This is a genomic window from Citricoccus sp. K5 (genome assembly GCF_902506195.1).
Classification (GTDB): Bacteria; Actinomycetota; Actinomycetes; order Actinomycetales; family Micrococcaceae; genus Citricoccus.
In genome coordinates this window covers 696,398-709,332 of sequence record NZ_LR732817.1, presented here as the reverse complement: position 1 = coordinate 709,332, position 12,935 = coordinate 696,398, and the positions used below count along the sequence as shown (strand labels likewise).

The following is a 12,935-nucleotide window of genomic DNA, read 5'->3' as shown; positions in this document are numbered from 1 at the left end:
CTCATCCGCACTTCCAATGCGCCGACGCGCGGACGAGCGGACGCGGCTCAGAACCGGGCCGCGGGGGAACTGACCCGATGGCTCAGGACGAGCTGGAGGGCGGAGACGGCCATCACCACCACGATGGCGGCGGTCCAGTTCCCCAGCAGCCCGTTCATCAGCCCCAGTCCGAAGGGGCCGAGGGCGGCGCCCAGGTACCCCAGTGACTGGGCGAGCGTGGACAGTGCCGTGGTCTCGGACGCGGTGTCCCCGCTGCGGCTGATCAGGAGCATCAACAGCGGGAACACGCAGAAGCCGAGCCCCATGAGGATGGAAGTGCCGATGACCCAGTCCACCGGGGCCAGCAGCAGGACCACGTAACCGGCCAAGGAGGCGCCGCAGGTGATCATGAACGCCGTGCGCAGCAGCCAGGGACGGCCGGCGAGCGTCAGCAGCACCATCATCGTGGGGATGCCGACCAACTGCATCAGCCCCAGCATCAGCCCGGCCGTGGTGGCATCGAGTCCCCGGGAGATGAGGATGTGCGGGTACCAACCGAGGACTCCGTAAGCCAGGAACGCCTGGGCGGCGAACAGCGCTGTGAACAGCTGGCCCTTGCGTGTCCTCAGCAGCGCCCACGGCGAGACGTAGGGCACGCCCCGGCGTGCGGCCCAGTCCCCGGACAGCCGGCTGCGCACCGCAAGTGGGACGAACACCGCGAGCGCGACGGCGGCCGGGACCGCCCAGGCGGCCAGACCTGCGGTGGGCGAACCCAGCCCGCGGGCCACGGGGACGGCGAGGGCTGCTGCCGTGGTGGCTCCGATCGTCATGGAGACCGTGTACATCCCCGTCATCGTGGCGGCCCTCGCCCCGTGGTGCTGGCGGATGTAGGTGGGCATCGCCACGTTGCAGACGGCCAGGCCGCACATGCCTATGACAGTGCCGACCAGCAGCAGGGCGGTGGACTCGAAGACACGCAGTGCCAGCCCGCCAGTGAGCAGCGCCAGGGCCAGCGCGATCGCCGGTTCCAGCCCGCACCGGCGCACCAGCCAGGAGGTGCCCGCGCCAGCCACCGCGAAGCACAGCACCGGGATGGTCGGCAACAGGGAGGCGGTGAGCGGCCCATAGCCGAGCAGGTTCTGCAGGTCCTCGAACAACGGCCCGGCCGAGGCGATCCCGGCCCGCAGGTTCAGACCGATCAGCACGACGGCGAGCACGGACACCAGTGCGGTGCGGGTCCGCCGGCCGGCCGGTCCGGAGGGGTCGGGTGGCCCTCCGGGCGTGCTCGTCATGGCTTGAGACTAGTCCAGACCAACGGAGGGCATCGGTCCACCACGGACGGGCACAGACGAGACGGACCAGAACGGCGGAGACCTGATTAGAATGGTCTGCATGGTTCACACCAGCATCGCGATGATCAGGATACGTCCCGGCCGCTGACGGCGGCCCGGTGAGACACCCCACGATCGACTGATCCACCCTGACCGCCGTCCCGGTTCCCGCCGGGCGGTCTTTTGGCGTGCCCGGCTCCCTGACGAGTCGAAAGCACTACCGTGAACCCACGTTTCCCTGAACCTCCCTCCTCCCCCGCCGACCACCGCACGGACACGGCGCTTCCCGCGGGCGCGGCCGCTCATCTGCGTGCGGACGGCCTCTGCGTGGTGCGCGGCGGCCGGGAGATCCTCCGTGACGCCAGCGTCACCGTCTCCGTCCGTTCCCGCCTCGCCATCGTCGGCGAGAACGGCCGCGGCAAGAGCACCCTGCTACACGCCCTCGCCGGAACCCTCAGGCCCGACGCCGGCTCGGTCACCCGGGTGGGCACGCTCGGCGTGGCCGAGCAGACCCTCGACGCCGGCCCCGGCCAGACCGTGGGCTCGCTCGTGGGCGAGGCGATCGGGGCCTCACAGCGGGCTCTGACGGCCCTGGACGCTGCGGCGGAGGCCCTGGCACGGGGCTCGACCGGAGCGGACGATGACTATGCGGCCGCCCTGGAGACAGCCACCGTCCTCGACGCCTGGGACGCCGAACGCCGGGTGGACGTGGCATTGGCGGCGCTGGACGCCGTGACGGACAGGTCCCGCCTGCTCGCAGAGTTGTCCGTGGGCCAGCGGTACCGGGTCCGGTTGGCCTGCGTGCTCGGTGCGCGGTACGACATGCTGCTGCTGGACGAGCCGACCAATCACCTCGACGCGGGCAGCCTGGACTTCCTGACCGCGAGCCTCCGCGAGCATCCCGGCGGACTGGCTCTGGTCTCCCACGACCGGACTTTGTTGCGGGATGTGGCGGAGGAGTTCCTCGATCTGGACCCCAGCGTGGACGGACGGCCCACCCTCTATGCCGGCGGCTATGACGGCTGGATGTCGGGCCGGACGGCCGCCCGTGAACGCTGGGTGCAGGCCCATGAGGCCCAACGGGCCGAGCATCACCGCCTGGCCGAGGCCGCCGACGCGGCGCGGGACCGGCTGGAATCCGCGTGGCGGCCGGACAAGGGCCATGGCAAGCACCAACGCCAGAGCCGGGCGCCCGGCGTCGTGCAGGCCGTGAAGCGGCGCCAGGCAGACCTGGAGGCACACCGCATCTCCGTGCCGGAACCACCGGCGCAGCTGGCCTTCCCGGACCTGGCGGTGCGGGCCGGACAGCCGTTGGTGCACTGTAACGGGGTGACCGTGGCCGGCCGGCTGCGGCGGCCGGTGGACCTGCGGCTGGCCGGAGGCGAGCGCCTGCTCGTGACCGGGCCGAACGGGGCGGGCAAATCCACTCTGCTCGAGGTGCTGGCCGGCGGGCTCGCACCGGATGCCGGCGAGGTGCGGCAATCCTCTGAGGCCCGGGTCGCGCTGGTCGGCCAGGAGCCCCCTGTCTGGCCGGCGCGGATGCTCGCCCACGAGCTGTACCGGGACCACGCGCACCGGCTGCTCGCGGCCGGCACCCACTCTGAGGAGGACCTGGTGCCGCTGGGTGCCACCGGGCTGCTGGACGCGGAGGCACGGCGCGCCCCGGTCGGTGCCCTGTCAGCCGGGCAGCGGAGCCGGCTGCACCTGGCCCTGCGGCTGGCGGAGCGGCCGGATCTGCTGTTGCTGGACGAGCCCAGCAACCATCTGTCCGCACCGGTGGTGGACGCCCTCACCGAGGCGCTGCTGGTGACCCGGGCGGCCGTCGTCGTCGCGACGCACGACCGGCAGCTGCTGGGCGACCTGGCCGCCTGGCCCCGACTGGAGTTGGAGGGACCCGACGGCGGGTGATGTCCCCTGACAGGGCGTGCCGGCCTGCGCCCGCCGGGCTAGTGATTGCTCTCGTAGGCGCTGGCCCGGGTTCCGGGGCCGTAGTGGCGCAGGAGCCACCCGGTGGCTACGGCACACACCGCGACGACGGCGGTGATGATGGCGAGCACGGTCACGAACGCCGTGTCATACGCGGCGCCTGCGGCGGCCAGCACGGCCGGGTCACCGTGGGCCACCGTCACGGCCTGGGACATGCTGTCCGCCGCTCCCGCCGGAGCGCCTGACGGCAGCTGGACGGTCAGGGTGTAGACGAGGGTGGCGAGGCTGCCGAGGATCGCGACGGCCAGCAGGTTGCCGAACTCGTAGGACACCTCCTCCACGGAGGAGGCCATGCCGGCCTGCCGTGCCGGGACGTTGCCGATGATGGCCGTGGACGCCACGGACATGGCCGCGCCCATGCCGGCACCGGTCAGCACCAGGCCGGTGACCAGCAGACCCACGTGCGTGGTAGCGCCGAGCGCCGCCAGGGTCATGCCGAGCGTGCCGAGGATGAAGCCACCGGTGATGAGCGTGCGCAGTCCGAGCACGTGCAGCGTGGCTCCTCCGGCGAGGGAGGTGAGAAGAGACCCTGCGGCGAGTGCGGCGACCAGGAGCCCGGATTGGAGCGGCGTGTAGCCCTCGACCAGCTGGAAGCGCTGCGTGGTGACCAGCTGCACACCCCCGATCACGAACATCGAGCAGGCCGCCGCCAGGAACCCGGCGGAGAAGGCCCGGTTGCGGAAGACGGCGAAGTCGAGGACCGGATCCTCCAGCTTGCGTTGGCGCCGGACGAACAGCCAGGCCCCGGCCACGGCGCAGGCGGCGGTGACCGCCAGCACTGGCCCCGAGAGATCCGGGCCGGTGGCCTCCTTGATCGCGAAGACGGCTCCCGTGAGGGCGACCATGGCGTACAGGGAGGACAGCGCGTCCCAGGACTTGGACCGGTCCGGGCGTGCCCGCGGCGCCACCCAGGGAGTCAGGACCAGGGCACCCAGGACGACGGGGACGTTGATCAGGAACACGGAGCCCCACCAGAAGTGCTCCAGCAGCAGGCCGCCGACGATCGGACCCAGTGCCGCCCCGAGCACGGAGATGCTCCCCCAGACGCCGATGGCGACATTGCGCTGGCGGACATCGTTGAACCCGATGCGGATCAGGGCCAGGGTGGCCGGCATCATGCACGCGGCGCCCACGGCCAACAGGGCCCGTGAGGCGATCAGGATGGTGACGCCTGGCGCGAAGGCCGCCACGAGGGACGCGGCCCCGAACAGCACCAGGCCGATGAGGAAGAGCCGCCGATGGCCATACCGGTCCCCCAGCGTTCCCGCCCCCAGCAGCAGGCCGCACATCACGAGCGGATAGGCGTTGATGATCCACAGCGACTCCGAGGCCGTCGCCCCGAGCTCCGCCGTCAGGGTCGGCAGCGCGGTGTAGAGGATCGTGTTGTCGAGGGTGATCAGCAGCACCCCCGCGCTGACGGCGACCAGCAGCAACCACCGGCGCAGCGGTGTCATCTCGGTGGGCATGGAGGACGTGGTCACCGAAAAACTCTAGCCGTGCCGGGAGCTGGCCGGACCGCCTCCGCCGATTTCACAGTTCAGCGGAACTTCGGTACAGTGGAACCCGCTGTCATGCAGTTCCACGAACAGCACCAGCGGTCCCCCGTAGCTCAATTGGCAGAGCATTCGACTGTTAATCGAAGGGTTACTGGTTCGAGTCCAGTCGGGGGAGCCACACTCACGAAGTCCCCATCCTGATCCCAGGATGGGGACTTCGTGTTTCCGCCGCCCAGCATTCGGCAAGCCCTTCTCATCGGCGCTTCATCGGACTCTCATGACGAGCTCATGCTCATTTGGCACACTGGTGCCATGATGCAGAAGAAGGTAGCCCAGAGCACGTTCACCCAGACCCTCGCGTGGACCGGGACCGGCGCCCTGGCCCTCGCCTTGCTGACCGGATGTTCGGTGGCCGAGCCGGACAACTCGGATGACACCGCCACCACCGCCACCTCTGGCGCCGCGGCGGAGACATCGGAGGCCACCGGTGACAGCACCGACGGGGCGAGCGGCGACCAGTCGGCCTCTGCGTCGGCCTCGGCCACCGATGCGAGCACGTCCACGTCAGCTGAGACCACCGCCGCGGTGGCCGGGGACGACCCAGTGTTCGCGGCCATCGATGCGTTCCTCGCCGAGCACGATGACGCCCTCATCGTGGAGATCGACCTGGACGACAACGACACTCGCTATGACATCGAGGCCGTCGTCGGCGACCAGATCCTCGACTTCGACGTCACCCTGGACGGCGAGGTCCGCGAGGACACCGATGATGACGACGACGATGACCAGGACGACATCCGCCGCGCCCAAGAGGCGGACATCACCGCCGAGGAGGCCGCCCGTGCCGCCCTGGACGGCCGCGACGGCAGCACCATCGACAGCCTGAGCCTGGATGACGATGACAACGCCCTGCATTGGGAGGTCGAGCTCGACAACGCCCAGGGCGGGGACGACGACCTGCACGTCGACGCCATGACCGGCGCGGTCACCACCGACAACTGACCGGTCAGTCCCTGCGTGCCCGGCTCGAAGACCGGCGCTGTGCCGGCGCTGTGCCGGCACCGGTCATCAGTCCCGGGCGCGCAGGGACCGGCGCTTCATCTCCAGGTCCACCAGCTGGCGGTTCAAGGCTGCGAACTCCGCCGGATCACCCTGGGGGCCCAAGCGCTGCAGCCGGCCCATGAGATCGCCCTTCTGATGGGTGATCTGCAGTTCGAAGAGCCGGTTCATGATGTCCCGGCAGTACCGCACCAGGTCCTCGGAGGTCCGCGCCGGCAACGGCGTGACGGCCAGTTCGCTGACGAGTGATCCCAGTTCGACCGGCACCTCCTGACGGACCTGCTCCACCCACTGTGACGGGGTGGCACCGGCCATGCCGGCGGCACGGATCCCGGAATGGATGACGGCATAGGCGGGCACCTTGAAGTCGGCGGCATAGAACGCCTGCCACTGCTCCGCCGAGAGCAGGGTGGGCTGCTGGAGCACCACCTCGAGGGCTTCCTTCTCCATCCGGGCCGCCGGATCGCGTACGTCCGGGCGCTGGAAGCCCGGCCCCGCTCCCCCGGGCCGGCCGGCGTCGCCCGCGGTGCCGTGGCCCGCCGACCGGCCGTCGCCGGAATGTCCCCGGCGATGTCCCGACGCCGGCGAGGCAGCCGCACGCTGCGCGCTCTGCACTGCGCGGTGCACGGTGGCCGGCTCCATGCCGAGCCAGCCGGCCAGCTCACGCTCATAGCCGGGGCGGACGACGGAGTCACGGATGCCGGCGACGATGGGGGCAGCGTGCCGTAGGGCACCGGTGCGGCCCTCCACGGTGTCCAGGTTGAAATTCTTCATCCCCGCCTTGATGGCGAACTCGAACAGCGGGCGGCGCGAGTCGATCAGCGCCACGACCGCCTCGGGGCCCTTGTCCTGGCGCAGGTCGCAGGGGTCCATCCCGGACGGTTCCACGGCCACGAAGGTCTTGGCGAGGAACTTGTTGTCCTCCTCGAAGGCCCGCAGCGCGGCCTTCTGCCCCGCGGCGTCCCCATCGAAGGTGAAGATGATCTCCCCACCCGTGCCGTCGTCCGAGATCAGCCGGCGGGCGATCTTGACGTGGTCTGAGCCGAAGGCGGTGCCACAGGTGGCGACGGCGGTGTCCACCCCGGACAGGTGCGCGGCCATCACATCCGTGTAGCCCTCGACGACCACGAGCTGGCGTTTCTTGGCGATGTTCCGCTTGGCCAGGTCGATCCCGTAGAGCACCTGGGACTTCTTGTAGAGACCGGTCTCCGGGGTGTTGAGGTACTTGGGGCCGGGATCGTCCTCGAAGAGCTTGCGGGCACCGAATCCGATGGTCGCGCCGGTCATGTCCCGGATAGGCCAGACCAGCCGGCCCCGGAAGCGGTCATAGATGCCGCGCTGGCCTTCCGAGAACAACCCGGTGAGCTTCAGCTCGTCCTCACGGAAGCCCTTGCGCTGCAGGTGCTTGAGCAGGTTGTCCCAGCCCTGGGGGGCGTAGCCGACACCGAAGTGCTGGGCGTGCTCGGAGGTGAAGCCGCGGCCGGCGAGGAACTGTTGTCCGGTGGCCGCGCCGGGGGTGCCGAGCTGGTCCCGGAAGTACTCGTCCGCGATCTTGTTGGCCTCGAGCAACCGCTGGCGGCGGCCGACCTGCTCCTTGTCCGGACCGGAGCCGCCGTCCTCGTAGTGCAGTTCGATGCTGGCCCGCGCGGCCAGCCGCTCGACGGTCTCGGCGAAGGTGGTGTGCTCCATCTTCATCAGGAACGCGATGGCGTCCCCGGACTCCCCACAGCCGAAGCAGTGATAGGTGCCGACCGAGGGGCGGACGTGGAAGGAGGGGCTGCGCTCATCGTGGAAGGGGCACAGTCCCTTGTAGGATCCGACGCCGGCGCTGCGCAGCGTCACGAACGCGTCCACGATCTCCTTGAGGTCCGATCGCTCGCGGACAAGATCGATGTCCTCGCGTTTGATCAGGCCTGCCATGCAGACAGTCTAGGCCGAGACCTGCTCCCGGTCTTCGCTGTCCACAGGTGCGGACTCGACTTGGTCCCTGCCCTGGCCACGGCGCATGGTGCGCATGCCGCTCACGGCCACCCCGCCCAGTGCCCCGGCCACGGCGAAGCCGAAGAACCCCCAGGGGTAGGCGATGCCGGCGGCCACGAGGGTGCCGCCCATGATCGGGCCGGAGATGGCCCCGAGACGCCCCACCCCGGCGGCCATGCCCAAGGCGGTGCCACGGACCTTCGGCGGGTAGTTGGTCGCGGCGAAGGCGTAGACGAGGTTCTGGGCGGAGAACACGAAACAACCGGTGATGAAGATCATCACGTAGATACCCAGCAACGGGAGCTTGATGGCCAGGGCGGCCAACAGGATTGCCGAGCCGATGAACCAGAGGATGGCGGCATTGCGCGGGGTGATGGCATCGCCGACCTTGCCGGCGACGATCAGGCCGATCACGGCGCCGGCGTTGAGAACCACGAGGAAGCCGAGGGAATTGCCCAGGTCGTAGTCGGCCTCGCGCATGATCTGCGGCAACCAGGTGTTCAAGCCGTAGACGAGCAGCAGGCCCATGAAGGAGGCGATCCACATGAAGATGGTGTTGCGGCGGTACGTGGCGGACAGCAGCAGAGCGGCACCCTGCTTCTCGTGGTCGGCCGCCTCCGGGCTGGCGCCCGCGAAGGCGCGCTCGGGCTGCTCCTCGATCTCCACGCCGTAGTGGTCGGCCACCCGGCGAGCCTCCTCAATGCGGCCCTGGGAGATCAGGAAGTCGGGGGACTCCGGCAGGTAGCGCCACATCAGTGGCACCAGAATCAGGGCCGGCAGGCCGCCGATGAAGAACATCTCACGCCAGCCGGAGACGGTCTCGCTGGCGGCCCAGATGGCCAGCAGTGCGGTGATCACGGCACCCACGTGGTAACCGGTCATCATCAGGGTGGTGGCGTTGGAGCCCTTCTTGTGGCCGGCGAACTCCGTGACCATGGAGATGCCGGTGGGCAGGCAGCCGCCCAGGCCGAGTCCGGCCAGGAAGCGCAGGATGCCGATGGTGGTGGCGTCCTGGGCGAAGCCGGTGACGAAGGTCAGGATGGAGAAGGCGATCACGGCGCCGATCAGCAGCTTGCGGCGCCCGAACTTGTCCGTCAGCCAGCCCATGCCGAGGGCGCCGATCATCATGCCGACCAGGCCGGCGGTGGCGATCACGGTGCCGGTGCCGTTGTCGATGCCCATGGAGGCATCCGAGGTGAGCATGGGCATGATGGCGCCGAGGACCACGGCGTCGAAGCCGTCGAGCAGGACGGCGAACCAACAGAGGGGTGCGACCCAGTTGCGTCCGCGCAACACGAGTGAGCCGGACCCGGTACGGGCGCGGGTGGACGTGGCCATGTGACCTCCGGGATGAGACGGGCGGGGTTTCGCGGGCGGCCGGACTGAGTCCTGCGCCATGGTGGTCCATGACGGCGCTCACACGATCGTTGAACACTCTACCTTACGTATACGTACGTTTGTCGCGGGGGTCACAGGCCCCCGAGACGCCGGCCACGAAATCTGGGATCACGGCCGCGCCAGCTGTCGATCCACTCGGCGAGTCTCGACAACTGGCCAGCTCATGATGCGGGGTCCGGCGTGCCCACCCTCCGCGAGGAGGACCGAACTCCGGACACCTCGCGGTGGCCGCGTGGCAGCGGCGGTCGGCCGCCTCCGGCGACTCGCTCACCATCGCGACCCAGAACGTGGACGGCCCGCACGAACGCACCGGCGCCGTGGTGCCGGGCAGGTGCCTCCGGCGCTGGTCCGGGCCTACGATGGTCACCATGGCCGCCACCCCTCAGACTGAGATCCACCCCACCGTCGAGGCAGTGCAGGCTGAACTGGCCTCTCTCGAGGACGCGAAGATGCGCGCCGCGAACGAGAAACGCGGCGACGATCACGGGGTGAATCTCTCCAAGCTGCGTGGGGTGGCCAAGGCCGTGAAGCTCCCGCCCGCACCCCGGCACGACTTCGCCCTGGAGCTCTGGGCCACCGGCGACACCGCCACGCGGCTGGTCGCCCTGCTGATCTGCTCGCCGAAGAGGTTCGGCGTCGGAGAGCTGGACGCGATGATCCGCGAGGGACGCGCTCCCAAGGTCCATGACTGGCTGGTCAACTACGTGGCCAAGAAGAGCCCCCACCTGGAGGAGCTCCGGGAGCTGTGGGCCGAGGACCCGGACCAGCTGGTGGCCGCCGCGGGCTGGGACCTCATCAGCCACCAGGTGTACAAGAAGCCGGAGGTCCTGGACCTGTCCGCGCTGCTGAACACCATCGAGGTCCGGATGAAGGACGCCCCCAAGGACCTGCAGTGGTCCATGAACAACACCCTGGCCGCGATCGGGATCGAGAATGCGGAGCTGCGGGAGCAGGCCATGGCGATCGGCGAGCGCCTCGAGGTGCTCAAGGACTATCCCACTCCCCCGAACTGCACCTCACCGTTCGCTCCGATCTGGATCACCGAGATCGTGAAGCGCGACGAGGAGCGGGCCGGCTAGACCCAGCTGCGGCGGAACTGCTCGCCACGGACCAGGGTGGCGTGCCATTCGATGGCGGTGGAGTCCGTCAGCGAGGCAACCTGGTCGATCACCGCGCGGCGGCGCCCCCGGTCGTCGGCGGCCTCACGCCAGTCCCCGGCGAACATCGGGTCCAGGTACCTCTCCCCGGTCTCCCAGAACAGCTCGACCAGTTCGGTGAGGATCTCGCGCTGGCGCGCGTAGAGCGGCTGGCGGGCGTCTGAGCTCATGACGTAGGCGGCGGCGATGCCCTTCATGGTCGCGATCTCGATGTCGGTGTCCTCGGGGATCACCACGTCCGCGCCGTGGCGGGTGAGGGGCTCGTTGCCGAAGACCTCACGGGTCGCGTCGAACGCCGCGTTGGAGAACCGGCCGATGAGCTGGCTCGTCATGTCCTTCAGCGCGGCGCGGGACCGTCGGGTGCCGTCCGCCTCGGTGACCCAGACGTCCGTGGCCTCGAGCCGGTCGAGGGCGGCCTCGACCGCGGCGGGGTCCGTGTCCGGCAGGTACCACTGGCGGGTGCGCTCGATGACGAGGGCCCGGTGCTCCGGGTCGGTGAGCCACTTCAGTTGGAACTGGCCGTTGACGATCCCGTCCTCCACGTCATGCACCGAGTAGGAGATGTCATCCGCCAGGTCCATGACCTGTGCTTCCATCGATTTCCGGGTTCCGGAGACTCCACGGCGGAACCACTCGAACACGGGCAGGTCGTCCCTGTAGACGCCGAACTTGCGGGTGGGCTCGCCATCAGACTTCAGCGGCGCCTCGTCCCTGGTCCACGGGTACTTGCAGGAGGCATCGAGGGACGCGCGGGTGAGGTTGAGTCCGGCGGAGCGGCCGTCCTCGAAGAACTTCTTGGTCTCCAGCCGGGCGAGCAGCCGCAGGGTCTGGGCGTTGCCCTCGAACCCGCCGATGTCCTGGCTCAGCGCGTCCAGGGCCTTCTCCCCGTTGTGCCCGAACGGTGGGTGTCCCAGGTCGTGGGACAGGCATGCGGCGTCCACCACGTCCGGGTCACAGCCCAGTGACCGCCCGAGTTCGCGGCCCACCTGGGCGACCTCGAGGGAGTGGGTCAGCCGGGTGCGGGCGAAATCGTCCTCGTCCGGGGCGACCACCTGGGTCTTGGCCCCCAGCCGGCGCAGGGCGGAGGAGTGCAGGATCCGGGCCCGGTCCCGTTCGAAGTCCGAGCGGTAGGAGCTCTTGGGTGGCTCCGGCAGCCAGCGCTCCCGGTCCTGCGGCGCGTATCCGGGCAGCTCCATCGGACGGCCCGCGTAGGGCGGCCGGCCTTCGGCGCCGAAGAGCACCGCCTGATGGTGCCGGATCCGCCGGGCAGGCACCGGGAACGACGCCGGCTCAGCCACCGGAGACGTCCAGCTCGGCCGCCTGGATGAGCGACTTCTGCTCGGCGTTGAGCTCCCGGGAGTCCAGCCAGCCTTCCGGGAGATGGGGGCGCTTGGGCGAACCGGCGCGGCCCCGCGGCCCCTCGGCGTCGGGCCCGGGGTACGGGGCGTGCGGATCGAGTTCGTCCAGCAGCTCGCGCAAGGTGGCCAGGTCCGGGACCTGGGCGAGCCGTGCCCGCAGCTCCCCGCCCACCTGGTAGCCCTTGAAGTACCACGCCACGTGCTTGCGGACGTCCCTCAGGGCCTTGCCCTCGTCCCCGCCGAAGGTATCCACCAGCAGCTCCGCATGGCGGTAGAAGGTGTCGGCGACCTTCGCCAGCCCCGGGCGGAAACGCTCGTCCGACCCCTCGAAGGCGTTCTGCAGGTCCCCGAAGAGCCACGGGCGGCCCTGGCAGCCGCGGCCGACGACGACCCCGTCCACCCCGGTCTGCCGCACCATCGCGATGGCGTCCTCGGCACTCCAGATGTCCCCGTTGCCGAGGACCGGGATGTCCGGCAGGGCCTCCCGCAACCGGGCGATGGAGTCCCAGTCAGCCTGGCCTGAGTAGTGCTGTTCCATGGTGCGCCCGTGCAGGGCCACGGCGGCGACGCCCAGGGACCGGGCGGTGCGGCCGGCGTCGAGGTAGGTCAGGTGGTCCTCGTCGATGCCGCGGCGCATCTTGACGGTGACCGGGATGTCCTTCTTGGAGGCCTCCCGCACGGCTGCGCCGATGATGGACGCGAAGAGCTCCGACTTCCAGGGCAGGGCGGAGCCGCCGCCGCGCTTGGTGACCTTGGGGACGGGGCAGCCGAAGTTCAGGTCGATGTGGTCCGCGCGGTCCTCCTCCACGAGCATCCGCACGGCCTGGCCGGTGGTGACCGGGTCCACGGAGTAGAGCTGGACGGAGCGCGGGGTCTCATCCGGATCATGGTGGATGATCCGCAGTGACTCTGCCCGGCGCTCCACCAGCGCCCGGGCGGTCACCATCTCGGAGACGTACAGTCCGCCGCCGTATTCACGGCAGAGCCGGCGGAAGGCGTTGTTGGTGATGCCGGCCATGGGGGCCAGCACCACGGGGGTCTCGACGATCAGCGGGCCCAGCTGCAGGGCGGGAAGGTTCAAGCGCCCTGGGGTCTGGGCCGCGGCTTCGGTGCGCTGGGAAGCGTCGGTCACGGCAGTCATTCCACTCATTATCCCAGAACGGGCCGCCTCCCGCTGGCGCCCTCCACCGG

Annotated in this window: 9 protein-coding genes and 1 tRNA gene; 4 read left to right on the top strand and 6 right to left on the bottom strand. The window is 69.9% G+C overall.

The genetic code is table 11. The features are described 5' to 3' along the window. Positions 1–47: 47 nt before the first annotated feature. Positions 48–1,271, bottom strand: coding sequence for a CynX/NimT family MFS transporter (locus tag BOSE125_RS03040; RefSeq protein WP_159549754.1), 1,224 nt, complete (start codon positions 1,269–1,271; stop codon positions 48–50). A gap of 345 nt (positions 1,272–1,616) precedes the next feature. On the opposite strand from BOSE125_RS03040, the gene BOSE125_RS03035 reads away from it, so the two are divergent. After that, positions 1,617–3,218 carry an ATP-binding cassette domain-containing protein gene (locus BOSE125_RS03035; protein ID WP_371300734.1) on the top strand — a complete coding sequence of 534 codons (1,602 nt, stop codon included), beginning with the start codon at positions 1,617–1,619 and terminating at the stop codon, positions 3,216–3,218. 38 nt (positions 3,219–3,256) lie between these two features. On the opposite strand, the gene BOSE125_RS03030 is transcribed toward BOSE125_RS03035, so the two are convergent. Beyond that, positions 3,257–4,750, bottom strand: coding sequence for an MFS transporter (locus BOSE125_RS03030; protein ID WP_159554616.1), 1,494 nt, complete (start codon positions 4,748–4,750; stop codon positions 3,257–3,259). 144 nt (positions 4,751–4,894) lie between these two features. Between BOSE125_RS03030 and BOSE125_RS03025 the strand changes: the two genes are divergently transcribed. Both BOSE125_RS03025 and BOSE125_RS03020 read left to right on the top strand, forming a co-directional pair. Continuing rightward, a tRNA-Asn gene (locus BOSE125_RS03025) sits at positions 4,895–4,970 on the top strand. Between the two features lie 134 nt (positions 4,971–5,104). After that, positions 5,105–5,794: a PepSY domain-containing protein gene (locus BOSE125_RS03020; protein ID WP_159549752.1), complete on the top strand. Its 690-nt coding sequence runs from the start codon at positions 5,105–5,107 to the stop codon at positions 5,792–5,794. Between the two features lie 66 nt (positions 5,795–5,860). Here the strand turns inward: BOSE125_RS03020 and dnaG are convergent, their stop codons facing one another. Both dnaG and BOSE125_RS03010 read right to left on the bottom strand, forming a co-directional pair. Continuing rightward, positions 5,861–7,771, bottom strand: a complete 1,911-nt coding sequence (dnaG, locus tag BOSE125_RS03015; protein WP_159549750.1) for a DNA primase — start codon at positions 7,769–7,771, stop codon at positions 5,861–5,863. Between the two features lie 9 nt (positions 7,772–7,780). After that, the gene (locus BOSE125_RS03010; protein WP_159549748.1) at positions 7,781–9,169 is read right to left on the bottom strand and encodes an aromatic acid/H+ symport family MFS transporter; all 1,389 of its coding nucleotides are present in this window, start codon (positions 9,167–9,169) and stop codon (positions 7,781–7,783) included. Between the two features lie 428 nt (positions 9,170–9,597). Between BOSE125_RS03010 and BOSE125_RS03005 the strand changes: the two genes are divergently transcribed. Further along, positions 9,598–10,308, top strand: a complete 711-nt coding sequence (locus BOSE125_RS03005) for a DNA alkylation repair protein (protein WP_159549746.1) — start codon at positions 9,598–9,600, stop codon at positions 10,306–10,308. On the opposite strand, the gene BOSE125_RS03000 is transcribed toward BOSE125_RS03005, so the two are convergent. Together BOSE125_RS03000 and dusB are read right to left on the bottom strand one after the other, a co-directional pair. Next, positions 10,305–11,582 (bottom strand): deoxyguanosinetriphosphate triphosphohydrolase, encoded by a 1,278-nt coding sequence (locus BOSE125_RS03000; protein ID WP_159554615.1) that lies wholly within the window; start codon positions 11,580–11,582, stop codon positions 10,305–10,307. The genes BOSE125_RS03005 and BOSE125_RS03000 overlap by 4 nt on opposite strands. 94 nt (positions 11,583–11,676) lie before the next feature. After that, positions 11,677–12,885 carry a tRNA dihydrouridine synthase DusB gene (gene dusB, locus BOSE125_RS02995; RefSeq protein ID WP_159549744.1) on the bottom strand — a complete coding sequence of 403 codons (1,209 nt, stop codon included), beginning with the start codon at positions 12,883–12,885 and terminating at the stop codon, positions 11,677–11,679. Between the last annotated feature and the right edge of the window lie 50 nt (positions 12,886–12,935).

What these genes read in the sequence shown, in the direction of transcription:
- BOSE125_RS03040 (WP_159549754.1), bottom strand. Translation starts at nt 1,271, where the DNA reads ATGACGAGCACGCCCGGAGGGCCACCCGACCCCTCCGGACCGGCCGGC.
- BOSE125_RS03030 (WP_159554616.1), bottom strand. Translation starts at nt 4,750, where the DNA reads ATGACACCGCTGCGCCGGTGGTTGCTGCTGGTCGCCGTCAGCGCGGGG.
- BOSE125_RS03020 (WP_159549752.1), top strand. Translation starts at nt 5,105, where the DNA reads ATGATGCAGAAGAAGGTAGCCCAGAGCACGTTCACCCAGACCCTCGCG.
- dnaG (WP_159549750.1), bottom strand. Translation starts at nt 7,771, where the DNA reads ATGGCAGGCCTGATCAAACGCGAGGACATCGATCTTGTCCGCGAGCGA.
- BOSE125_RS03010 (WP_159549748.1), bottom strand. Translation starts at nt 9,169, where the DNA reads ATGGCCACGTCCACCCGCGCCCGTACCGGGTCCGGCTCACTCGTGTTG.
- BOSE125_RS03005 (WP_159549746.1), top strand. Translation starts at nt 9,598, where the DNA reads ATGGCCGCCACCCCTCAGACTGAGATCCACCCCACCGTCGAGGCAGTG.
- BOSE125_RS03000 (WP_159554615.1), bottom strand. Translation starts at nt 11,582, where the DNA reads ATGGAGCTGCCCGGATACGCGCCGCAGGACCGGGAGCGCTGGCTGCCG.
- dusB (WP_159549744.1), bottom strand. Translation starts at nt 12,885, where the DNA reads ATGACTGCCGTGACCGACGCTTCCCAGCGCACCGAAGCCGCGGCCCAG.